Source organism: Achromobacter sp. UBA2119 (assembly GCF_002331005.1).
GTDB lineage: Bacteria > Pseudomonadota > Gammaproteobacteria > Burkholderiales > Burkholderiaceae_B > Achromobacter > Achromobacter animicus.
The window spans coordinates 505,405-528,034 of the sequence record NZ_DCYD01000019.1; the positions used below are offsets into that span (position 1 = coordinate 505,405).

Sequence of the window (22,630 nt, forward strand, 5' to 3'; positions counted from 1 at the left end):
AGCAGCGGAAACAGGTCAATACGGCCGCGCAAGAAAAAAGGCTCCCGGGTCGCGGGAGCCTTGTTCGTGCGAGCCGTCAGCCCGACTTCAGCCTACTGCTTCGTCAGTTCGGACCACTCGGCCAGCGGCAGCGGCGGTTGCGCATGCAGGATGCGACCCAGCACCAGCTTCATCTCATTCCAGCCGCCGCGGCTGGTCGGCCAGACGGACGGCGTAACCGCGCGCCACGTGCCATCTGTCGCACGCTCCGCCATCTTGAACCGGAAGGTATAGTGACCCGCCATTCCCATGCGCAGGTCCGACACGACCAGCGCATCGCCGATCACGTCATACCGCAGCCAGTCATCCGTGAACCAACGCAGCCGTTCGTGCAGCGGCTCGCCCGACAGCACGCGTCCGGCGTCCAGATTGAGCGGCAAACGCACCCATTCAGGCGGATCGCGGTCGAACAGGCTGCTGACCGATTCGTAATAGTCGCCATCGCCGGTCTTGGCAAACACCCGCCACACCAACGTGTTGAACGGCATGGGCACCGCGCGCAATTGCGTCACCGTAACGCCTTGTTCCTGCATGGCGTCCCGCACGCGATGCTCGGCCGCCATGCGGCCAGCCAGCCCGAAACCAAGGTATAGCGTGCTGAAGACCAGCGCCCCCACCATGAAGCGGCGCGCGTTGCGGGTCATTCCGACCGCGATGGCAAACAGGACGCCCAACAGCAGGGGCACGGTATAGACCGGATCGATGATGAACACGGTGGACCAGCTTTCCGGCGTGAGGGCCAGCGGCCAGAACAACTGGGTGCCGTAGACGGTAAACGCATCCAGGATGGGATGCGTCACCAGCACCAGCCATATCGTCAGGAACAGCCTTCGCCCGCCATAGGGTGCATTGGGCCAATACTTGCGTATCAGCCAGGCCAGCAGCATCGCCAGGCCGGTCAGCACGAAAACGGAATGCGAGAAGCCGCGGTGATAGGTCATGAGCGACACCGGGTCCGGGTAGCTCATCAGGACATCCAGATCCGGCAAGGTGGCCAGCGCCGCGCCATAGATGAGGGCGCGTCTGCCCTGCACGCGCCCCAGCATGGCGCCTTGAATGCTGGCGCCCAGCACCGCTTGTGTAACTGAATCCATGTTTCTCCAACGTCGAGCGTTCCGCCAAATGGCCTAGCCGCCTCACGGCCGGCCGCGCAGGCGTTAACATACTCGATTGCGTTCAGCTAATTTTCAACTTTGCATCATGGATGAATACATCACCCAGATCGGCCAGTTCATCGAAGCCAACCAGGCTTGGGCCGGACCGATCACCTTCCTGCTCACGCTGGGCGAGTCCATGGTACTCCTGGGACTTTTCATTCCCGCGACCGCCCTGATGCTGCTGACGGGCGGCCTGATCGGCGCCGGCACGCTCGCGCCCTGGGGCGTGATCGCCTGGGGCATCGCCGGCGCGATCGTGGGCGACGCGCTCTCATACTATCTGGGCCGCTGGGCAGGACCCAGCGTGCTGCGGCGCTGGCCGCTCAAGCAGCAGCGCACCGGCGTGGCACGGGCTCGGCTGTTCTTCTACCGCTACGGCTTTGCGTCGGTGCTGATCGGCCGCTTTCTGGGCCCCATCCGCTCCACCATTCCCACGGTGGCGGGCGTGATGGGCATGGCGCATGGCCGCTTCCAGCTGGCCAACGTGCTGTCGGCAGTGCTGTGGATGCCGCTGATGCTGGCGCCCGGCTACATCACCGCGCGCAGCCTGGGCACGGCGCAGAACGCGCAGCAGATCGCCATGATGATCGGCGCGGGGCTCTCGGTTTTGCTAGGATGCGGGCTTCTCCTCGCCATGGTGCGCAAGCGCCGCCAACCGGTGCGCGCGCGGCGGGGCAATTGATCCGGAGAGCGTCATGGCCATCGATGCCGAGCCCAAGAACGGCGATTTCGCGCGCTATATCGAAGAGTTGACCAACGCGAAAGGCGCCTCGCCGGGCCGCATCGCCAGCCGGCGCGAAACGCGCAGGCAGACGGCGCCGGTTGCCGTGCCGATGCCCGTGGCCGTCCCGCCCTCCCCGACGCCCGGTTCGCTGTCCGACGCGCCTTGGGGCAATACCGCGTCGCCATCCCCGCGTGCGCGTTCGGCATCCGAAGCGCCCCTGGCGACGTTCCCGGGCCAGCCCGACGAGGCCAACATCACGCTCGCCCGCCAGGCGCGGTCACGCAAGATCGGCGCCGTGCTGACGGTGGCCGGCATCATGGCAGGCTGGGCCGCGGCCAACATCGCTTTCCGCGCGTTTCACAGCCCCCGGTTTGAACTGGACGAACTGATGCCCGCCGTGTTCCTGGCCTTCTTTGCCTTCATGCTGTTCAAGGCGGCCAGCAGCGCGCGCAACCCGCGCAAGTCGCCGCTGAACAAGCTGCCGCCCCTGACGCCGTCGTCATACCGCAAGGACGGCGCCTGACACGCCGCGGCTTGGCTGGTTGGCGTTGGTGCTAACATTTCCGCCCATTGAACCAGCCCCTCCCGGAGTGAAAGTGAACAACGTAGTCGGATTGAACCAGGCCCAGGCGGCCACGATGCTGAAGCTGCAAGGCCATCTGAACAGCATGATCAATCCGGACTGGGTCAACGGCGGCGCCCGCTTCCTGCGCGCCGCGTTCGTCGAATCGGCCGAAGCCCTGGAGCACTACGGCTGGAAGTGGTGGAAGAAGCAGACCATCGACCTGCCGCAGGTCCAGATGGAACTGGTCGACATCCTGCACTTCTATCTGTCGCACACGATCGTCCAGTCGGCTGGCGACGTCGACGCCGCCGCCCGCGCGCTGGTGGCCGACCTGGCCTCACCCGCCCGCGTCGAGCTGGACGGCAAGGCTTACGCCCTGGACGCGCTGAACGTGCCGGAACTGCTTGAGCTGATCGGCGGTCTGGCCGTGTGCGGACGCGCCAGCTTCAAGGTCCTGGAGCAGACGATGACCGCCTGCGAGATGACCTGGAACGACGCCTACACCCAATACGTGTCCAAGAACGTGTTGAACATCTTCCGCCAGCAGCACGGCTACAAGGAAGGCACCTACATCAAGATCTGGAACGGCGAGGAAGACAACGTCGTGCTGGCGCGCCTGCTGTCGCAGCAGGATCCCGCCAGCGCGGACTTTGCCGACGTGTTGCATCGCGAGCTGGAAGCCGCATACGCCAAGCTGTAGGCGGCGTGGCCGATGACGGCCGGCGCTGCCCGCAATCCGTTGACGCGAAAAGCTGCCCGCAGAATTCTGACGAAAAAAACGCCGCAATCGCGGCGTTTCTTCATTGACCTTGCCTGACAGCCTATCGCTGTCCGAAGCGCGTCTCGCCAAACAACGCCTTCAGCTCGCGCGGCTGCGACCGCCAGTATTGCTTCGGCGCGCTGACCTGGCCGTCCAGTTCGGCCGCCGCGTGCCACGGCCAGCGCGGGTCATACAGCATGCCGCGCGCCAGCGCGACCATGTCCGCCTTGCCCTGCGCCAGGATGTCCTCGGCCTGCTGGGCCTCGGTGATCAATCCCACCGTGATGGTCGGCATGCCGATCCGGCGCTTGATCTCTTCGGCGAACGGGACCTGGTAATTCGGCCCCACCGGAATCTTCTGCTGCGGCGACACGCCGCCGCTGGACACGTCGATGAATTCACAGCCGCGCGCTTTCAGCGCCTCGGCGAACACCAGGGTTTGCTCAAGGTCCCAGCCGCCCTCCACCCAGTCCGTCGCTGATACGCGCACGCCCAGCGCCACGGAAGGCGGCGTGATGTCGCGCAGGGCCTGGAAGATTTCCAGCGGAAAGCGCATGCGGTTTTCCAGAGATCCCCCGTACGCGTCGTCGCGCCGATTCGAAAGCGGCGACAGGAATTGATGCAGCAGATAACCGTGTGCGGCATGCACCTCGATCGCATCAAAGCCCAGGCGCAGCGCGCGGCGGCCGCTGTCCACAAATGCATTGCGGATGCGTTCAAGGCCCGCATCGTCCAGCGCATGCGGCGCGGGCTCGTGCGCGTTGTGCGGTACAGCCGACGGCGCCCAGCCCAGCCAGCCGCCGTCGCTTTCGGGCACGAGCTGGCCGCCGTTCCAGGGCGCATCGCTGGATGCCTTGCGGCCGGCGTGTCCCAATTGGATGCCCAGTTTGATCGGCGAATAGCGGCGCACGGCGGCGACCACCTTGCCCAGTGCGGCTTCGGTCTCGTCGGACCACAGGCCCAGGTCTCCCGGCGAGATGCGGCCATCGGCCTCGACTGCGGTGGCTTCGGTAAACAGGAGCGCCGCGCCCGATAGCGCCAGATGTCCCAGGTGAATCATGTGCCAGTCGGTGGCACGGCCCTCTTCCGCCGAGTATTCGCACATGGGTGCGATGACGATGCGGTTGGGCAGTTCGACGTTGCCGATTGACGTGGGGCTGAACAGATGGCTCATGCGAGGGGCTCCGGGTGCATTGGACGAAACAGCATAGCGCCCGGACATGCAAACGCCCCCAAATCCCAACGCCCCCGGCAGGGTTTAAGCGCGCGCCTACTGCCCTTCGATCACCGAATCCAGGAACTGGCGCGTGCGCGCCTCCTTGGGCTGGCTGAACAGCACTGACGATTCCGCGTCTTCGACGATGTTGCCCTGGTCAAAGAACAGCGTGCGATCCGAGCTGCGTTCGGCGAACTTCATCTGGTGCGTCACGATGATCATCGTCATGCTGCGGCGGGCCGACAGGTCGCGCAGGATCTGCAGAATCCCGCCGACCAGCTCCGGATCCAGCGCGGACGTGACCTCGTCGAAGAGCATGACCTGCGGACACATCGCCAGCGCGCGCGCGATGCCGACGCGCTGCTTCTGCCCGCCCGACAGTTGCGCCGGATAGACGTCCAGCTTGTCGCCCAGCCCCACCATCTCGAGGTATTCGACGGCACGATCGCGTGCCTGGTCGCGCGGCATGCCCAGCACGTGCAGCGGCGCCTCCATGGCGTTGCCCAGCGCCGTCATGTGCGGGAACAGGTTGAAGTGCTGGAACACCATGCCGATCTTGCCGCGCACGTTGCGCAGGTGTTCGGAATTGACGCCGGCGGGGCGGCCCTGCGCGTCGGTCCACATGGGTTCGCCGTCGATCTCGATCTCGCCGCTGGTGGGCGGGTCCAGCGTCATCAGCACGCGCAGCAACGTGGATTTGCCCGAGCCCGACGGCCCGATGACGGCCACCGTCTGCCCCGCCGGAATCTCGAGGTTGATGCCGCGCAGGACTTCCACGTCTCCAAAACGCTTGTGCAGATTCTTGATGCTTACGCTGGCGCTCATCGCTTTCCTCCAAATCGTTGCAGGCGGGCCTCCAGGCCGCGCACGCCCCAGGCCGCGACCAGGCTCAGCGCCAGGAACAGCAGGCCCACCAGGGTCAGGGGTTCGGTGTACCGGAACGTCGCCGATCCGATCATCTTGCTTTGCTGCAGCAGTTCGACCACCGTGATGGCCGACAGCAGCGGGGTGTCCTTGAACATGGCCACCAGGTAGTTGCCCAGCGCGGGCACCACGGGCGGAATCGCCTGCGGCAGCACCACGCCCACCGTCGTGCGCCAGCGCGACATGTTCAATGCCGTGGCGGCTTCCCATTGGCCGCGCGGCACGGCCTCGATGCCGGCGCGGTAGACCTCGGCGCAATAGGTGGCATAGTGCAACCCCAGCGCCACGATCCCCGTCATCAGCGGCGACATCTGCGCCCCCGTCAGCGGCATGACATAGAACAGGAAGTACATCTGCACCAGCAGCGGCGTGCTGCGCACGAACTCGATGAAGAACGCCGTGGGCAGCGACACGACGCGCAGCTTCGATCGGCGAAGCATCGCAAGCACCAGGCCCAACGTGACCGCCACCAGCATGCCGAGCACAGTGGCCTGGATGGTGATGACGAGCGCCGAGCCCAGCGTGGGCAGGATTTCCAGTGCGAAAGACCAGTCGAATATCGGTGTCATCGGACTCGGACCCTCCGCTCAAGCAGGCGCACGCCCGCGGTGATCAGCAGCGCCACGCCGAAGTACATCAGCAGCATCAGCGTGAAGATCTCGGTCGTGCGCAGGGTTTCGCTGCGCAGCAACTGGCCGCGGAAGGTCAGGTCGGTGATGGTGATCAGCGACACCAGCGCGGTGTTCTTCAACAGCTCGATGAGCAGGTTGCCCGCCGGCGGCAGCATGGCGGGCACCGCCTGCGGCAGCACGATGCGCTGCATGATCTGGCGGCGCGTCAGGTTCAGCGCCACGCCGGCTTCACGCTGCCCGGGCGGAACGGCCCGGATGGCGCCGCGCACCACCTCCGCACCGTACGCGCCCGCGTTCAGCGCCAGCACCACAATGCCGACCAGCATCGCAGGCAGCTGCACGCCGAACAGCGGCAGCACGAAGTAGAACCAGAAGAGCTGCACCAGGGCGGATGTGCCGCGAAAGACCTCGACGTACACCGACGCCGTCCACCGCACCGGCCGCAGGGAAGACAGCCGCCCGATCCCGGACAGCAGCGCAAGCGGCACCGCCAGGACCACCGCGCCCGCCATGATCTGGAGCGTGACGGCCAACCCCTCGAGCAGGGGCGGCACCAGCTCCGCGATATGTTCAGACATCAGCTGCATCGGCGCCCCTTACTGTCCGCTGCAGAGCTTGTCCGCGGTCACCCCTTGGGGCAGTTCGTCGGCGGTAAAGCCGAAAGGCGCCACAAGCTGCTTGTGCTCATCGGTGCCGATGAACTTGGCCAGTTCGGCGTTGAAGGCATCCGCGAAGGCCTTGTCGTCCGTACGGAAGGCATAGGCGCCGTAGCCGCGCACGCCCTTGCCGTCGATGACCGGATCAGTGAACGGATCGGCCTTCTCCAGCCCGCTGCCCTCCTGCGTCTTGCCCATCAGGTCGTTGACGGTGAGCGCCGTGGCGGCGTAGGCGTCGGCCCGGCCGGCCTGCACGCCGGACAGCGCGCTGACGGCATCCGGAAACACGACCACCTGGCCGGCCGGGATCTTGAGCTTTTCGGCGTACTCGCCTTCGATGGCGCCGACCACGACGCCCAGCTTGGCGTCGGGGTTCTTCAGCAAGTCTTCGTAGCTATGGAGATTCTTGGGATTGCCCTGCTTGACCAGGAACGCTTCGCCGACGCCATACGTCGGATTCGAAAACGCGACCTGCTGGCAACGGCTGGGCGTGACGTACATGCCGGCCGCGATGATGTCGAAGCGCTTGGCGGCCAGGCCGGGGATCAGCGATCCGAACTCGGTCAGGACGCCTTCGACTTCGTTGATGCCCATGCGCTTGAGCACCACGCGGGCAATCTCCACGGATTCCCCGGTGACCTTGGCCTCTTTGCTATCCATGTACGCGAACGGCGCCTCATTGGCATAACCGATGCGGATCTTGCCCGCTGCCTTGGCCGCTTCCAGGGTGCTGGCGTTACTGGCGGTCTCGCCGCCGCCGGCCGCGGACTTGTCGCCGCCCGAATCCGAACATGCAGCAAGCACGCCCAGGCTCAGGGCCAGCAACAGACGTCTGGATTGGATGAGGGTCATGAATTATTTCTCCCGAATTTATTTCTAGGTGCATGGCTTCACTAAAAATAATACGCTAAGAAATGATTCGGACACGAATGATATAGACATGAAAAAGCAGGCCTAAGCCTGCTTTTGTCGTCCGTTGCCCTATGGAGCGTTAGAACACGTTACGAACGGTACAGAGATATGGCACCAATTATTCTGCGTACGAAAAACGCCCGTTTTTGACCGTGCCCATTACGCGGGCGCGCTCGTCGAAGCCCTGGTGATTGTCCTTGGTGATGTTCAGGACGCCATTGGGCACGACCAGATCGCGGGTGTTTTCCAGCGCGTCGCGCAGCGCCAGGCGGAATTCCGGCGTGCCGGGCTTGGCGCCGGTTTTCAAGGCGCGCGACACGGCCGAGTCCAGCAGCATCCAGGCGCCGTAGGCATCACCGGCGAACTGCGTCAACGTGTTCGGGCCGTATTGCTGTTCATACTTGTCGGCAAATTCCACGGCCACCTTCTTGACCGGATTGGAATCGGGCAGCTCGCGCGCCACGACGCCCGGGCCCGTGGGGAACAACGTCCCTTCCACGTCCTTGCCGCCCACCTGCAGAAACTCGAGCGTGCCGATGCCGTGCGTCTGGTAGACAGCGCCGGTGAAACCGCGCTCCAGCAGCGTCTTTTGCGGCAGCGCCGCCGGCGTGCCGGAGCCGGCAATCAGCACCGCGTCGGGCTTGGCGGCAATGACCTTAAGCACCTGCCCGACGACCGAGGCGTCGGTGCGCTGGAAACGTTCCTGCGCCACGATCTTCAGGTCCGAGCCGGCGGCGGCCGAAAACTCTTTCCACCAGCTATCGCCGTAGGAATCCGCAAAGCCGATGAAGGCCACGTTCTTCAGGCCCTTTTTCTTCATGTCCTCGACCAGCACGGTCGCCATGAGCGAGTCGTTCTGCGGCATCTTGAAGGCCCAGGTGCGCTTGGGATCCGACTGCGGCTCGACGATGACGCTGGACGCCGCCAACGCAATCATCGGCGTCTTGGTCTCGGCCAGCACGTCCAGTCCGGCCAATGCAGACGCCGTAATGTTGGGGCCGACGATGGCGTCTACCTTGTCTTCGGACGTCAGCTTGCGCATGTTTTTGACCGCGCGGCTCACGTCCGTGCCGTCGTCCAGCACCACGTAACGAGCAGGCTCGCCGCCCAGCGTGTTGGGCCACAGCCGGATCGCGTTGTTGGTCTGGATGCCGATGGCGGCGGCGGGGCCCGTGGTTGACACGTCCACGCCGATCACGATTTCGGCTTGAGCGGACAGGACGGGAACAGCCAGCGCGACAGCGCAGGCGTAGCGGGCAAGGATGCGAGGCATGACTACGGCTCTTGGGTAGGAGTGAAGGAGATGCCGCTATTTTGCCTGATGCGCTCACGCGGGCTCTTGATGTGGCCGGCCCATCTTCATCGGCCGGGCGCGCGACCGGCACGCGTGGCCGACCTGCCGTTACATCGGCTTGCCGTTGCGTACCGGCGTTTTCCGCGCCGGGCGGGGTGACGGGCCGTATCATCGACGGTGCCGCCTGAGGCAAGGCGCGCCGTCCGCGAGACGGCGCCTCTCACCCACCCCGGACGCGCCGCGCACGGCCGCGTTCCCACACAGGAGTCCTGTATGAAGAAAACCGCATCCGCCGCCTGGTCGGGCGATCTGAAGACTGGCAAAGGCACGATTTCCACGCAGAGCGGCGCGCTCAAGAGCCAACCCTACGGTTTCAATACCCGCTTCGGCGACACGCCGGGCACCAACCCCGAAGAACTGCTGGGCGCGGCGCACGCCGGCTGCTTCACCATGGCGCTGTCCAACATTCTTTCCGAAGCCGGCCTGGTCGCGGACAGCCTGGACACCAAGGCCGAAGTCACGCTGGACAAGCTCGACGATGGGTTTGCCATCACCGCCGTCCATCTGACCGTCGAGGCGGTCATTCCGGGCGCCTCCGCCGAGGCCTTCGAGGACGCCGCGCGCAAGGCCGAAAAGGGCTGCCCGGTTTCCAAGGTGCTGAACGCCAAGATCTCGATGGACGCCAAGCTCAAGTCCTGATCAACGCGGGCGATCCGGCCTCCGAACCGGGGCCGGATCATTGGCGCGCCCTATTCCGGACGTGGTCAAAATCAATTGGACGATGCAAAGTCGCTTCCGGACAATGAGAACCATTCTCAGGAGCGACGCATGACCGGATTCATCTACGCGATTTCAGGCGGCAATGCCGCCCTGGCGCAGGACGCGCGGACTTCCGCCAACCTGCGCCGCATGGTCGGGTCCGGCATCCTCGTGGCCGTCGGCTACATCGACCCCGGCAACTGGGCCACCGACATCGCCGGCGGCAGCGGCTTCGGCTATGGGCTGTTGATGGTCGTCATCACATCGGCCTTTCTGGCACTGGGCTTTCAAGTGCTGGTGTCGCGTCTGGCGCTGGCAACCGGCCAGGATCTGGCCACCCTCACCGCCCGCCATCTGTCGCCCCGTCTGGCCAAGGCCGCCTGGCTGGCCGGCGAGGCCGCCATCCTGGCCACCGCGCTGGCCGAACTGATTGGCGGCGCGATTGCACTGCGGCTGCTGTTCAATCTGCCGCTCATCGCAGGGGTTGCTGTCACGGGCATCGGCACCTTCGCCGTGCTGGCCATGACGCGTGGCAATGCCGATCGGCACGAACGCGTGATCGCCCTGCTCTTGTCCGTTGTGGCGCTGTCGTTCATATTTTTGCTGTTCAAGGCCAACCCGGCCTGGACGGAAGTGGCGCATGGCGTGACCGAGACCGGCAAGGCACTGCGCGATCCGCAAGGTTTCCTGATTGCGCTGGGGATTCTTGGCGCCACCCTTATGCCGCACAACCTTTACCTGCATTCCGGCACGCTGGCGCAACGGGCGCAAGGCTTGCCCCAGCAGGCGCGCGGCATGGCGATGCGCGTGGCGCGCAACGACACCATCGTGTCCTTGGGTGTGGCGATGCTGATCAACGCGGCGATCATGATCGTCGCTGCGGCGTCGCTGTCCGGTTCCGGGATGGTGGTGTCCAGCCTGGACGACGCCCACGCGGTGATCGGCCATACGTTAGGGATCGGCGCAGCGGTGGTGTTCGCCGTGGCCTTGTATGCCGCCGGACAAAGCTCCACCATCACGGGCGTGCTGGCTGGCCGCATCCTGTCGCAGGGATTCCAGGTGGGCAGCAACTGGTCGGACCGGCGCCGTGCGTTGATGACGCGCGTGGTGGCAGGCGCCGCCGCCGTGGGCCTGCTTGCGTTCACGGGTGGCAAGGATCCGGACGGATTGCTGGTGCTCAGCCAGGTCATCCTGAGCCTGGCGTTGCCCTTCGCCCTGGGACCGCTGGTGGTGCTGGCATGCCGCAAACGTCTGATGGGCGCCTATGTGCTGCGGGGCGCCTGGGCCTGGGCCGCGATCGGGGCAACCGTGGGCATCATCGTGCTGGACGGCTACCTGCTGCTTGATCTCGTCGCCTGAAAGGGCCACACCGCCCTATGCGGCGGACACAAAAAAAACGCCAGCGATCAAAGCTGGCGTTTTTTCTGGCGGGGTACTTCAGTGGTAGGCGGAGACTACCGGGTGCTGACGACGGCCGGCGTCCATATTGTGCAGGACCTCGCCGACGGCACCGCCCAGTGCGGCCATGCGCAGCTTCAGGCGCAACCAGCGCGAGCCTGCGTGGGGGCCGGACAGGGTTTCCGCCTTGATGGCCTCGCGGATCAGGGACCGCTCCAGCGCATCCGACATACGGGCATTTTTCAACGCGGTATCGCTCATGATTCTCTCCTTGAGAAAAGCGATGTGGAACAACGTGAAGCCATCTTAGATCCACGTATGCTGCGTTGCAATAAAAATCACAAACATTTTTTTCGGCGTTGCGCAATGGGGACAAACACCACCAAAACGGTGCGCGCCGCACAGGGTTACGCACCGCTTTTGTGCGATGACCTAGCCCGTCCGGCGGGGCAGATGCGCCTGGATCAACTTGTCGGCCATCGCCGCCCCCCTGCCCGCCGGTCCGCCTTCACCAAAAAGCTGGCTTGAGACGAATGCACCCTCGATCAGCAGCAGCAATCCGTCTGCCAACGCTTCCGGGTCCTCCGCCCCCATCCCGGCAGCCATGGCGTTCAGCCGGCGGCGCAGTTCGCGCTTGTGCTCCACGGCGACGGCGCGGGCGGGATGCTCCGATTCCGGGTACTCGACGGCCGCGTTCGTCAGCCCGCAACCCCGATAGCCGTTCTGCACCGCGCGGCCGGCCATGCCGGTCAGATAGTCGAGCAACTGGGCGCGCGGGTCGCCCGGATGCGCAGCGCAGGCGGCGTCAAAGCGTGCCCAGAATTCGGCGTCGTAGTCGCGCAGGTACGCAGCGGCCAGTTCGTCCTTCGAGGAAAAGCTGCGGTACAGGCTGGGCTTGGTTACGCCCGCCTGGGTGACGATGGCATCTACACCCACCGCGCGGATTCCGTCGCGGTAGAACATCTCGCGAGCGGTCTTGCGAATGCGGTCGGCCGCCAGAAGCGGCTTGGACGCGGATTTGCCGGCCTTGCCGGTGGCGGCGGCGGAAGGGGTCTTGCTGGCCATACAGGGGCTCCTTTTCTGCGGAACGACACGCACGGCCGCTCCGGAAACAGGGTCGCCAAAAAACGCTTGACGATGTTACTGACCGGTACGTACTATGCGCGAACCCTAATACGTACCGGTCAGTAACATGAGTATAGCCCAGCCTCCCTTTCCCTTCCGCCGCGCCGGCCAAAAGTATGCGTTCGTGGTCGTCGGCGTGATCTTTCTTTCACTGCTGGTCGCGGCCGGCTTGCGGTCTTCGCCCAGTGTGCTGCTGGTGCCGCTGGAAGAGACGTTCGGATGGAGCCGAAGCTCCATTTCGTTTGCCGCGGCGCTGGGCATTTTTCTGTACGGATTGGTGGGCCCGTTCGCGGCCGCCGCGATGGAACGCTTTGGGCTGCGGCGCGTGCTGATCACCGCGCTGATCCTGATGTCGGCGTCCAGCGCCGTCAGTGCCTATATGACCGAGCCCTGGCATCTGATCATGACCTGGGGCGTGTTCTCGGGCCTGAGTTCGGGCGCCGTGGCGATCGTCATGGGCGCCACCGTGGTCAACCGCTGGTTCGTCAAGCACCGCGGGCTGATGATGGGCCTGCTGACCGCCAGCGCCGCCACCGGCACGCTCGTATTTCTGCCGGTCCTGGCCGCGCTGGCCTCGTCCGGCGATTGGACGCGCGTGGTCTGGACGGTGGCGGGCGCCGCAGCCGCGCTGGTGCCATTGGCCTGGTGGCTGGTGCCCGACCGGCCGTCCAGCGTGGGCCTCGTGCCGTTCGGCAGCGATCCGCACGCACCGCCCGCGCCCGCCGCGCCGCGCACGGGCATGGTGGCCGCCACGTTCGGCACGCTGGTCCGGGCGGCCAAGACCCGCACGTTCTGGTATCTGTTCGCCACGTTTTTCGTGTGCGGCTTCACGACGAACGGCTTGGTCGGCACGCACCTGATCGCGCTTTGCGGCGACCACGGCATGCCCGAGGTGCAGGCGGCCGGACTGCTGGCCATGATGGGCATCTTTGACCTGCTCGGCACCACGGCATCCGGGTGGCTGACCGACCGCTACGACCCGCGCAAGCTGCTGTTCGTTTACTACGCCTTGCGCGGCCTGTCGCTGATGTACCTGCCCTACTCCGATTTCTCGTTCTACAGCCTGTCGATCTTCGCGATCTTCTTCGGCCTTGACTGGATCGCCACGGTGCCGCCGACGCTGCGCCTGACGACGGAAGCGTTCGGCGAACGCGACGCGTCGATCGTCTTCGGGTGGATCGTGGCGGGTCACCAGATGGGCGCGGCCAGCGCCGCCTGGATGGCGGGCGCGCTGCGCGAGGCACAGGGCAACTACCTGATGGCTTTCGTGGTGTCAGGCGCGACGGGCATCATCGCCGCCGTGCTTGCCTTGATGATCGGCCGAAAGCGCGTGGTCGTGCAGCCCGCCTGATTCCCAACCGCATGGCGGCGCAGGCCGCCATGCCGTCAGGCCACGCCGTTCCCGGACCGGCCGCGCAGGTTGTAGGCTTTCTTGCCGCCGACGTGCTTGCGAATCAGCGCTTCGGCGCGTTCGCCATCGCGCGCCAACAGTGCCTGCACGAAGGCCTCGTGGTCGGCCACCGCCGTCGTCCATTCATCCAGGTCGAAATTGGACTTGTAGCGCAGCGCCTGCACCTGCAGGTTCAACCGGTCGTAGGAATGCGACAACGCCGGATTGTGCGCGGCGCGGTTGATTGCGATGTGCGTGCCCATGCTGGCCGCGAAGTACGCGCGGATATCGCGTTTCTCATAGTTTTCAAGCATCTGCGCATGCAGACGCGCGATCTGGGCAAGCTCCGCCTCAGACGCGCGCTCGGCGGCGCTGCGCACCGCCAGCCCCTCCAGCACCGACAACACGTCGAAGATGTTTTCGATGTCTTCGGCTGACAGCTCGATCACCATCGCCCCGCGCTTGGGCTGCAAGGTCACGAGGCCATCCGAGGCCAGCATCCGGTATGCCTCGCGTAGCGGCGTGCGGGAAATCTTCAGTTGATCGCACAGATCCCGTTCGTTCAGCCAGGTGCCCGGCTTCAGGGTGCCATCGATGATCAATTGGCGTAGCCGTTCCGCCACGACCGCCGGCAAGGTGGGATGGTGGATAGCCAAATCGGGGACGGACACGTCGGCAATCAGGGGTTCAGGGTTAGCCATGGGTTGTTCATGCTCGCGACTTCGACTATTTTTGTATCTGGTATACCAAACACCAACGGCATACCAACCTGACCCAAATCATAGAGCAAGCAGCCCCTGGGCAGGATTCATCCACCAAAGGAGACCCTATGAAAAAGCATGCTCGCGCCTGGATCGGCGTATTGACGCTGTCCGCCGGACTGTCGGCCGCCACCCCCTCCCTGGCGCAGGACTACTCGAAATGGCCGGAACGCCCCATTCGCCTGGTCGTCGGTTTCGTTCCGGGCGGCGGCACCGACGTGTCGGCCCGGATTCTGTCGGCACGGCTCTCCTCCCTGCTCGGCCAGCAGGTCGTGGTCGAGAACAAGCCGGGCGCCTCCGGCCTGATCGCGGCCGATTACGTGGTCAAGGCCGACCCGGACGGCTACACGCTGCTCCTGGCCAACATGCAATCCACTGTCGCGGCCCCCTATGTCGTGCAGTCCAACATCGACCCCAACAAGGATTTCACGGCGGTGCGGTACATCGGATCCGTGCCCAACGTGCTGGTCGTAAACCCCACCAAGCATGCCTACACCACCGTGCAGAACCTGGTGGACGACGCCCGGGCCAAGCCCAAGCAACTGCTGTACGCCTCATCCGGCATGGGAAGTCCGCAGCACCTGAGCGCCGCACGGTTTTCGCAGATTGCCGGCGTGTCCATGGAGCACGTGCCCTACAAAGGCAGCGGTCAGGCCATGACCGACCTGCTAGGCGGCAACGTCGACCTGAACTTCGACACGCTGCCCGGCGCAATCAACCAGATCCAGGCGGGCAAGCTGCGTCCGCTGGCCGTGACCAGCCCCGAACGCAGCAAGCGGCTGCCCGACGTGCCGACGCTGGCCGAATCCGGCATCAAGGGTCTGGACGTCGTGCAGTGGTACGCCGTCCTCGCGCCCGCCCAACTGCCCCGTCCCATCATGGACAAGCTGGATCGGGCACTCGCCCAGACGCTCGCGGACCCCGAGATCGCCGCCAAGTTGGCCGACCAGGGCATGGACCTGGGCGGCGGCCCGCAAACCCCCGCGGCCTTCGCGTCCTACGTGCGGGATGAGTGGAGCAAGTACGGCAAGCTCACCGCCAGCCTGGGCCTGAAGAAGCAATAAGCCTCGACGCTGAACCCGATCCATCCGGCGGGGACCGCCCCGCGCAAGCAAAAGGAACCTCATGACTGCTACCGCTACCCCCATCCTGCTCGAGCGAAACGGCGACATCGCGACCGTGGTGCTGAACCGGCCCGAAAAGCTCAACGCGTTCACCATCGACAGTTGGCGGCTGCTGGGCGACACGTTTCTCGAACTGGACCGCGACGACGGCGTGCGCTGCGTGCTGCTGCGCGGCGCGGGCGAGAAGGCGTTTTCGCCTGGCAACGACATCGGCGAATTCGAGACCGCGCGCAGCAACAAGCGCCAGGCGGTGGAATACGGCGCCGTCATGCGCCGCACGATCGAGGCGATCGGCGGCTGCCGTCACCCCGTGGTCGCGCAGATCCACGGCATCTGCGTGGGCGGCGGGCTGGAGATCGCCAGCCTGGCCGACCTGCGCATCTGCGGCGAAAGCTCGCGGTTCGGCGTGCCCATCAAGAACCTGGGCCTGGTGATGTCGTACTCGGAGCTGGCCCCGCTGGTTCGGCTGGTCGGTCCGACCGTCGCGCTGCAGGTCTTGCTGGAAGGCAACATCTTCGACGCCGCCGAAGCCTTGCGCCTGGGCGTCGTCTCGCGCGTGGTCGCGGACGACAAGGTGGCCGACGAGGCGCAGGCGGCCGCACGCCGGATCGCCGATGGCGCGCCGCTGGTGGCCCGCTGGCACAAGAAGTTCGTGCGCAATCTGGTGCAGGGCAAGACGCTGACCGACGCCGACCGCGACGAAGCCTTCGACTGCTTCGACACCGAGGATTTCCGCGCGGGCTATCGCGCCTTTCTGGCCAAGGCCAAGCCGCAATTCACCGGCCGCTGAACGAGAGATCGAGGAATACGCATGCACAACGACACCCGCGGCTCCGGCCGCCCGCCCTTCCCTGGTTCTGATGCCCCCGCCGGCGCGCTGGCCGGCATGCGCGTCATCGAGCTGTCCCAGATCATGGCTGGCCCCACCTGCGGCATGATGCTGGCCGACTTGGGGGCCGACGTCATCAAGGTCGAAAAGATCGACGGCGGCGACGATTCGCGCCAGTACCGCGACCCGCAGATCAACGGCATCTCGGCGCCCTACCTGATGCTCAACCGCAATAAGCGCGCCATCGCGCTGGACCTCAAACATCCGGAGGGCAAGAAGGTCCTGTTGCGCATGATCCGCGACGCCGACGTGGTGACCGAGAACTTCCGCAAGGGCACGATGGAGAAGCTGGGGCTGGGCTACGAGACGCTGCGCAAGGAGAACCCGGGCCTGATCTATTGCGCCGTGTCCGGCTACGGCACGACCGGCCCCTTTGCGGATAAAGGCGGCTTCGATCTCGTGGCGCAAGGGTTTTCAGGCTTGATGGCCATCACCGGTGAGCCTGGCGGCCCGCCGCTGCGCACGGGCAATTCGGTGGCCGACATCAACGCGGGCCTGCTGGCGGCCTTTGGCGTGTTGGCCGCGTACCAGCACAAGCAACGCACCGGCGAAGGCCAGATCGTCGAAACCTCGCTGCTGGAAGCCAGCCTGCAGCAGCTCTACTGGCACGCCGCCATCTATTTCGGCAGCGGCGTCTCGCCCGGTCCCACGGGATCGGCGCATGTGCTGAGCGCGCCGTACCAGGCGTTTCCCACGCGCACGGACTGGATCATCATCGGCGGCGCCAACGAAAAAAACTGGCAGCGCATCGCGCAGGCGCTGGGCCGGCCCGAGTGGGCGGAAGATCCGCGCTTTGCCCGCAATCGCGACCGCATGCAGAACCGCGATGAATTGGTGGAGGAAATCTCCGCCATCCTGAAGACCCGTGATGCGCAGGAATGGCTGAATATCTTCGACGACGCGGGTGTTCCGGCGGGCCCCGTGCACTCGATCGCGCAGGCGTTATCGCACCCGCAGACGCTGGCGCGTGAAATGGTGGTGGAACAGGATCATCCGGTGGCCGGCAAGGTGCGCACCGTCGGCATGCCCGTGAAACTGTCGGCCACGCCCGCCCGCTACCATCGCGCCGCGCCGCGGCTGGGCGAGGACTCCATCGCGATCCTGGGGGAATTCGGCTACGGCAAGGAAGAGATCGACGCGCTGATCGGCGCCGGGGTGGTCGCGGCCGTGGACCGCGAGCCGGTGCAGGCCTGAAGCAGCAAGAACGCAAGGCGGCAAGACCGCCTTGCGTCCGCCTGATTACTCCACTTCGCCCAGGTACGCCGCGCGCACCTTGGGATCGTGCAGCATGTCGCGCGCGGGACCGGACAAGGTGATCTCGCCCGACTCCATCACGTAGCCGCGATGGCTGTTTTCCAGGGCCAGGCGCGCGTTCTGCTCGATGAGCAGAATGGTGACGCCTTCGCTGGCGATGGTGCGAACCACTTCGAACACCTTTTCCACCATCAAGGGCGCCAAGCCCATCGACGGTTCGTCCAGCAGCAGCAGCTTGGGACGGGCGATCATCGCGCGTCCCATCGCCACCATCTGCTGCTCGCCGCCCGACAGCGTGCCGGCGGCCTGCTTGCGGCGTTCGGCCAGACGCGGAAACAAGGTGAAGACGCGATCCGTGTCCTGGCGGATCTGGGCCGCGTCGCGGCGGATGTAGCCGCCCATCGCCAGGTTCTCTTCGATGGTCAGTTGCCCAAAGATGCCGCGGCCTTCGGGCACCATGACGAGACCCTTGCGGACCAGCTCATGCGACTTCTGGCCGCCGATGGATTGCCCGGCGTAGACGACTTCGCCGCCGGCCAGCGGCACCAGTCCGCAGATGGCGCGCAGCGTCGTGCTCTTGCCCGCGCCGTTAGCACCAATCAGGCAGACCAGTTCGCCTTCGTCCACGCGCAGGTCGATGCCGCGCACTGCACGGATGCCGCCGTAGGACACTTGCAGGCCCCGCAGCTCGAGCAGGGGTTGGGATGCCGTCATGTTGCCTGGCCCTCGTTGTGGATGAGCGGATCCTGCGCGGCGCCCGCGCCCAGATACGCTTCAATGACCTTGGGATCGCGCTGCACCTGGGCGGGTTTGCCCATCGCCAGCACTTTCCCGTACTCCAGCACCAGCACGCGATCGCACAGGCCCATGACGAGCTTCATGTCGTGTTCGATCAGCAGCACGGTGACACCGTCCGCGCGGATCTTTTCGACCAGCTTACGCAGCACTACCGTTTCCGAGGCATTCATTCCTGCGGCCGGTTCGTCCAGCGCCAGCAACTTGGGATCCGTCGCCAGCGCACGCGCGATCTCCAGGCGCCGCTGGTCGCCATACGGCAGCGACCGCGCGACGTCGTTGGCGCGATGGCCGATGCCGACGTAGTCCAGCAGTTCCTGAGCGCGCGCCTCGATGGCGGCCTCTTCGGCACGCGTTGCGCGCGTGCGCAGCACCGCGCCCAGCACGCCGGCGCGGGTGCGCATGTGGCGGCCGATCATCACGTTTTCGATCGCGCTCAGGTTGGCGAACAGGCGGATGTTCTGGAAGGTGCGCGCCAGGCCCGCGTAGGCGACCTCGTGCGGCTTCTTGCCCGACATGGATTCGCCGTTGAACGTGCAGGTGCCTTCCTCGGGGATATAGAGGCCGGTCAGCACGTTGAACAGCGTGGTTTTGCCCGCGCCGTTCGGGCCGATCAGGCCGTAGATCTCGCCCTGTTCGATATCGAAACTGACGCCCGACAAAGCCTGCAGGCCGCCGAAGCGCTTGCCCAGTCCCTGGGCTTGCAGCAGTTTGCTCATGCCGCGCCTCCTTGCGTCTTGGTCGCCAGTTCGCGCTTGCGCACCGCGGACGGCCACAGGCCCGCCGGACGGAACAGCATCACGCACACCATGGCCAGGCCGAACAGCAGCATGCGGATGCCTTCCGGATCCAGCACCACGGCGCCGAACAGCATGTGCTGCACGGGCTCCACGACGGCGCGCAGGAACTCCGGCAACGCAGCCAGGATCAGCGCGCCCAGGATGACGCCCGGAATGTGGCCCATGCCGCCCAGCACCACCATGCACAGGATCGAAATAGACTCCATGAGCGAGAAGCTTTCGGGGCTGACGAATCCTTGCATCGACGCGAACAGCGCGCCGGCCACGCCACCGAACGATGCGCCCATCGCGAAGGCCAGCAGCTTGATGTTGCGGGTGTTGATGCCCATCGCCTTGGCGGCGATTTCGTCTTCGCGAATGGCTTCCCACGCACGGCCGATTCGGGAATTCTGCAGGCGCACGCAGACCACGATGATGATGAGCGTCAGCGCGAGCAGCAGGTAGTAGTACTTTTCCGGCCCGGTGAAGCGGATGCCCAGCAGGTTCTGGGTACGCCCGAACGCAAACTCGCCAACCTTGAACGTGTCGATGCGGTTGATGCCCTGCGGCCCGTTGGTGATGTTGATGGGCGCGTTCAGGTTGTTCAGGAAGATGCGGATGATCTCGCCGAACCCTAACGTGACGATGGCCAGGTAGTCGCCTCGCAACTTCAATGTCGGCGCCCCCAACAGCACGCCGAACAGGCATGCCACCGCCAGCGCGATCGGCAGGATTGCCCAGAACGGGAGGTGCAGCCCGAAATGCGGCGACGCAAGCAATGCCCAGGTGTAGGCGCCCACCGCGTAGAACGCGATGTAGCCCAGGTCCAGCAGACCCGCGAAGCCCACCACGATGTTCAGGCCCAACGCCAACATCACGTACAGCAGCGCAAAGTTCAGGATGCGAACCCAGCTTTGCCCGGCCATGCCGATCACGAACGGCAGCACCGCCAGCACGACGCCGATCAACGCGATGCCGATCAGCGTGCGGGTGGAGAACCCGCTTTTCTTCAGATGCGTGCTCATGCGCGATCCCCCACCCGTTCACCCAGCAGACCCGAGGGACGGAAGATCAGGACCAGCACCAGCACGAAGAACGCGAACACGTCCTGGTAATGGCTGCCCAGGAAGCCGCCCGTCAGGTCGCCGATGTAGCCCGCACCCAGCGACTCGATGATGCCCAGCAGCAGACCGCCAGCCATCGCGCCCACCAGATTGCCGATCCCGCCCAGCACCGCGGCGGTGAAGGCCTTCAGGCCCAGCATGAAGCCCATCGTGTATTGCGACACGCCGTAATACGTGGCGACCATCATGCCGGCCACGGCTGCGAGCGCCGAGCCGATCAGGAAGGCGGCCGAGATCACGGTATTGATGTTCACGCCCATCAGGCCTGCAACCTCGCGGTTCTGCGCGGTGGCGCGCATCGCGGTGCCAAGGCGGGTCTTGTGCACGACCGCCAGCAGTCCGCCCATGATCAGCGCCGCAATCACCACGATGGCGATCTGCAGCGAACTCATGCGCGCGCCGCCAAACTCGAACACCTGCGGCGACAGCACCTGCGGGAAGTTCAGGTAGTTGCGGCCCCAGGCCATCATGGCGACGTTCTGCAGGATGATGGACACGCCGATCGCGGTGATCAGCGCTGCCAGACGCGGCGCGCGGCGCAGCGGCCGGTAGGCCACGCGTTCGGCCGTCCAGCCCACCGCCATGCACAGCGGCACGGAGACCAGCAGGCCGACGCCCAGCACCACGAAGGCCGAGGCGCCGGGATCGCCGCCCACCAGCGTGATGGCGACCGTGGTGGCCGCCATTGCGCCAATCATGACGACGTCGCCATGCGCGAAGTTGATCAGCCCGATGATGCCGTACACCATGGTGTAGCCAAGGGCGACCAGGGCATACACGCTGCCTAGCGTGACGCCGTTAATCAGTTGTTGAATGAAGATATCCATAGGGGCCGCTGAATAAGCCTGGAAGAATCGCGCGGGGGCGGCCAGGGCGCAAAGGCCTGGCCGCGGGTCGCGCGCCGCTGCGCCGGACGGCGCGTGCGGAAAAGAGCGGGCGGAACGTGGCGCGCGGCTAGTGGCGCACGGCTAGTGGCGCGCGGCCAGCTCCGCCCTGGTTTCAAGCCGGCTTAGTTAGCCTGGCTGACCATCGTTTCAACCATCTCCCACTTGCCGTTCTTGACTTCGTAGATGGTGACCGAGATTTCCTTCAGATCGCCCTTGTCGTCGTAGGAAATGTGCTCGCTCGTCGCGCCCTTGCGGTTCAGCTTGGCCAGCTTGGGCAGGTACTTTTCGGGGTCGGCGGAACCGGCCTCTTCGATGGCCGTGATCATGTTCCAGGCGCCATCGTAGGCGTACGGCGCGTACACGCCGGGGGCCTTCTTGAAGCGGGCCTGGTATTTCTGATCGAAGTCCTTGCCCGCGGCCATCTTGTCCAGCGGCACGCCGGCCAGCGAGGCATAGGTGCCGTCGGCGGCGTCGCCCGCCAGCTTGATGAAGGTGTCGCTACGCGTCATTTCGCCGGACACCAGCGGCGCCTTCAGGCCCAGCGTGGCGAGCTGGCGCTTCATCGGGCCGGACTGGGCGTCCAGGCCGCCGTAGAAGATGGCGTCAGGCGCGGAACCCTTGATGTTGGTCAGGATGGCCGTGAAGTCGTTGGCCTTGTCGGTGGTGTACTCGCGGCGCACGACCTGGCCGCCGGCGGCCTTGACGGCCTTCTCGACTTCGTCCGCCAGACCCTGGCCGTAGGCGGTGCGGTCATCGATGATCGCGACCTTCTTGGCCTTCAAGTTCTGCACGATGAACTTGCCGACCGCGGCGCCCTGCTGGGTGTCGCTGGTCATCATGCGGAACGTGGTTTCGTAGCCCTGCTTGGTGTATTCGGGCGAGGTCGCCATGGCGATCTGCGGCAGGCCGGCTTCGTGGTAGACGCGCGACGCGGGAATCGTGGTGCCCGAGTTGAAGTGACCCAGGATGCCCACGACGTCCTGGTCGACGAGTTGCTGGGCGACCTGCACGCCCACGCGCGGATCAGCCTGGTCGTCGCGCGAAACCAGCACGAACTTGGCCGTCTCGCCGTCGATCTTGATGCCCTTCTTGTTCGCTTCTTCGAGGGCCAGGTTCAGGCCGTTCTGCATGTCCTCGCCGTAGTGCGATTGCGGACCGGTCAGCGGGGCTGCGAAGCCGAACTTGACGTCGGCGGCCTGCACGGCGGCCGTCATGCCGGCGGCGGCGATGCTTGCAGCGAGAAGCTTCAAAGGGGTGCGGAACTTCATGGGGAATCCTCCGAAATATCGGACTAAGGCCTTGTTATACCTGAGCTTTTAGCCAGGCTTTTGGTTTTTTACTACCGCGGGCCCAGTGATATCCGGGTCCCGCGCATGCATTTTCTGCAGAGCCTGAATGCCGGATTGCGGCAGCCAGGCCAGAGGTGCGACCGGATTTTCGTTCCAGTGCAACCTAGCCCGATATTG

Annotated in this window: 24 protein-coding genes; 9 read left to right on the forward strand and 15 right to left on the reverse strand. The window is 65.3% G+C overall.

The features are described from left to right. Positions 1-92: 92 nt before the first annotated feature. A complete protein-coding gene (locus tag B3098_RS25910) occupies positions 93-1,133 on the reverse strand; it encodes a metal-dependent hydrolase (protein WP_286899956.1) in 1,041 nt (346 codons plus the stop codon). A 106-nt stretch (positions 1,134-1,239) separates the two neighbouring features. Here B3098_RS25910 and B3098_RS25915 point away from each other — a divergent pair, with 106 nt between their 5' ends. The 3 genes from B3098_RS25915 (at position 1,240) to B3098_RS25925 (ending at position 3,185) form a co-directional block, all read left to right on the forward strand. Beyond that, the gene (locus tag B3098_RS25915; protein WP_175123449.1) at positions 1,240-1,878 is read left to right on the forward strand and encodes a DedA family protein; all 639 of its coding nucleotides are present in this window, start codon (positions 1,240-1,242) and stop codon (positions 1,876-1,878) included. A gap of 13 nt (positions 1,879-1,891) precedes the next feature. After that, a complete protein-coding gene (locus tag B3098_RS25920) occupies positions 1,892-2,443 on the forward strand; it encodes a hypothetical protein (protein WP_286899959.1) in 552 nt (183 codons plus the stop codon). 91 nt (positions 2,444-2,534) lie between these two features. Then, on the forward strand, positions 2,535-3,185 hold the full coding sequence (locus tag B3098_RS25925) for a dUTPase (RefSeq protein WP_286900273.1): 651 nt from the start codon (positions 2,535-2,537) through the stop codon (positions 3,183-3,185). A gap of 121 nt (positions 3,186-3,306) precedes the next feature. On the opposite strand, the gene B3098_RS25930 is transcribed toward B3098_RS25925, so the two are convergent. From B3098_RS25930 to B3098_RS25955, 6 genes are all read right to left on the reverse strand, one after another. Next, on the reverse strand, positions 3,307-4,419 hold the full coding sequence (locus B3098_RS25930) for an NADH:flavin oxidoreductase/NADH oxidase (RefSeq protein WP_175123451.1): 1,113 nt from the start codon (positions 4,417-4,419) through the stop codon (positions 3,307-3,309). A gap of 96 nt (positions 4,420-4,515) precedes the next feature. Further along, the gene (gene ehuA / locus B3098_RS25935; protein WP_105239461.1) at positions 4,516-5,286 is read right to left on the reverse strand and encodes an ectoine/hydroxyectoine ABC transporter ATP-binding protein EhuA; all 771 of its coding nucleotides are present in this window, start codon (positions 5,284-5,286) and stop codon (positions 4,516-4,518) included. Beyond that, complete coding sequence (gene ehuD / locus B3098_RS25940; RefSeq protein WP_286899962.1) at positions 5,283-5,954, reverse strand: ectoine/hydroxyectoine ABC transporter permease subunit EhuD; 672 nt, start codon at positions 5,952-5,954, stop codon at positions 5,283-5,285. The genes ehuA and ehuD overlap by 4 nt, the downstream gene beginning before the upstream one ends. Next, positions 5,951-6,604, reverse strand: a complete 654-nt coding sequence (ehuC, locus tag B3098_RS25945; protein WP_105239463.1) for an ectoine/hydroxyectoine ABC transporter permease subunit EhuC — start codon at positions 6,602-6,604, stop codon at positions 5,951-5,953. The genes ehuD and ehuC overlap by 4 nt, the downstream gene beginning before the upstream one ends. A 9-nt stretch (positions 6,605-6,613) precedes the next feature. Continuing rightward, positions 6,614-7,525, reverse strand: a complete 912-nt coding sequence (gene ehuB, locus B3098_RS25950) for an ectoine/hydroxyectoine ABC transporter substrate-binding protein EhuB (RefSeq protein ID WP_286899966.1) — start codon at positions 7,523-7,525, stop codon at positions 6,614-6,616. Between the two features lie 178 nt (positions 7,526-7,703). Then, a complete protein-coding gene (locus B3098_RS25955) occupies positions 7,704-8,858 on the reverse strand; it encodes an ABC transporter substrate-binding protein (RefSeq protein ID WP_175123455.1) in 1,155 nt (384 codons plus the stop codon). 294 nt (positions 8,859-9,152) lie between these two features. Here B3098_RS25955 and B3098_RS25960 point away from each other — a divergent pair, with 294 nt between their 5' ends. Together B3098_RS25960 and B3098_RS25965 are read left to right on the forward strand one after the other, a co-directional pair. After that, positions 9,153-9,578 carry an OsmC family protein gene (locus B3098_RS25960; RefSeq protein WP_056562575.1) on the forward strand — a complete coding sequence of 142 codons (426 nt, stop codon included), beginning with the start codon at positions 9,153-9,155 and terminating at the stop codon, positions 9,576-9,578. A gap of 129 nt (positions 9,579-9,707) precedes the next feature. Further along, on the forward strand, positions 9,708-10,997 hold the full coding sequence (locus B3098_RS25965; protein WP_286899970.1) for an Nramp family divalent metal transporter: 1,290 nt from the start codon (positions 9,708-9,710) through the stop codon (positions 10,995-10,997). Between the two features lie 78 nt (positions 10,998-11,075). Here B3098_RS25965 and B3098_RS25970 read toward each other — a convergent pair whose 3' ends face one another. Both B3098_RS25970 and B3098_RS25975 read right to left on the reverse strand, forming a co-directional pair. Next, complete coding sequence (locus B3098_RS25970) at positions 11,076-11,297, reverse strand: XRE family transcriptional regulator (protein ID WP_105239468.1); 222 nt, start codon at positions 11,295-11,297, stop codon at positions 11,076-11,078. 171 nt (positions 11,298-11,468) lie between these two features. Then, positions 11,469-12,101, reverse strand: a complete 633-nt coding sequence (locus B3098_RS25975; RefSeq protein WP_286899971.1) for a TetR/AcrR family transcriptional regulator — start codon at positions 12,099-12,101, stop codon at positions 11,469-11,471. A 127-nt stretch (positions 12,102-12,228) separates the two neighbouring features. Here B3098_RS25975 and B3098_RS25980 point away from each other — a divergent pair, with 127 nt between their 5' ends. Beyond that, complete coding sequence (locus tag B3098_RS25980; protein ID WP_286899972.1) at positions 12,229-13,512, forward strand: MFS transporter; 1,284 nt, start codon at positions 12,229-12,231, stop codon at positions 13,510-13,512. A gap of 35 nt (positions 13,513-13,547) precedes the next feature. On the opposite strand, the gene B3098_RS25985 is transcribed toward B3098_RS25980, so the two are convergent. Then, positions 13,548-14,252 (reverse strand): GntR family transcriptional regulator, encoded by a 705-nt coding sequence (locus tag B3098_RS25985; RefSeq protein WP_286899975.1) that lies wholly within the window; start codon positions 14,250-14,252, stop codon positions 13,548-13,550. Between the two features lie 128 nt (positions 14,253-14,380). On the opposite strand from B3098_RS25985, the gene B3098_RS25990 reads away from it, so the two are divergent. From B3098_RS25990 to B3098_RS26000, 3 genes are all read left to right on the forward strand, one after another. Then, positions 14,381-15,376, forward strand: coding sequence for a Bug family tripartite tricarboxylate transporter substrate binding protein (locus tag B3098_RS25990; RefSeq protein WP_286899976.1), 996 nt, complete (start codon positions 14,381-14,383; stop codon positions 15,374-15,376). 61 nt (positions 15,377-15,437) lie between these two features. Further along, positions 15,438-16,226, forward strand: a complete 789-nt coding sequence (locus B3098_RS25995; RefSeq protein WP_218344735.1) for an enoyl-CoA hydratase/isomerase family protein — start codon at positions 15,438-15,440, stop codon at positions 16,224-16,226. Between the two features lie 21 nt (positions 16,227-16,247). Continuing rightward, entirely contained in the window at positions 16,248-17,519 is a 1,272-nt protein-coding gene (locus tag B3098_RS26000; protein ID WP_286899978.1) for a CaiB/BaiF CoA transferase family protein, read from the forward strand. A 45-nt stretch (positions 17,520-17,564) separates the two neighbouring features. On the opposite strand, the gene B3098_RS26005 is transcribed toward B3098_RS26000, so the two are convergent. The 5 genes from B3098_RS26005 to B3098_RS26025 form a co-directional block, all read right to left on the reverse strand. Next, positions 17,565-18,293 carry an ABC transporter ATP-binding protein gene (locus tag B3098_RS26005; protein ID WP_218344733.1) on the reverse strand — a complete coding sequence of 243 codons (729 nt, stop codon included), beginning with the start codon at positions 18,291-18,293 and terminating at the stop codon, positions 17,565-17,567. After that, the gene (locus B3098_RS26010) at positions 18,290-19,093 is read right to left on the reverse strand and encodes an ABC transporter ATP-binding protein (RefSeq protein ID WP_056324304.1); all 804 of its coding nucleotides are present in this window, start codon (positions 19,091-19,093) and stop codon (positions 18,290-18,292) included. The genes B3098_RS26005 and B3098_RS26010 overlap by 4 nt, the downstream gene beginning before the upstream one ends. Then, positions 19,090-20,178 (reverse strand): ABC transporter permease subunit, encoded by a 1,089-nt coding sequence (locus B3098_RS26015; RefSeq protein ID WP_175123463.1) that lies wholly within the window; start codon positions 20,176-20,178, stop codon positions 19,090-19,092. The genes B3098_RS26010 and B3098_RS26015 overlap by 4 nt, the downstream gene beginning before the upstream one ends. Then, positions 20,175-21,104, reverse strand: coding sequence for a branched-chain amino acid ABC transporter permease (locus B3098_RS26020; RefSeq protein WP_175138385.1), 930 nt, complete (start codon positions 21,102-21,104; stop codon positions 20,175-20,177). The genes B3098_RS26015 and B3098_RS26020 overlap by 4 nt, the downstream gene beginning before the upstream one ends. Positions 21,105-21,286: 182 nt before the next feature. Beyond that, the gene (locus B3098_RS26025; protein ID WP_279972239.1) at positions 21,287-22,432 is read right to left on the reverse strand and encodes a branched-chain amino acid ABC transporter substrate-binding protein; all 1,146 of its coding nucleotides are present in this window, start codon (positions 22,430-22,432) and stop codon (positions 21,287-21,289) included. Between the last annotated feature and the right edge of the window lie 198 nt (positions 22,433-22,630).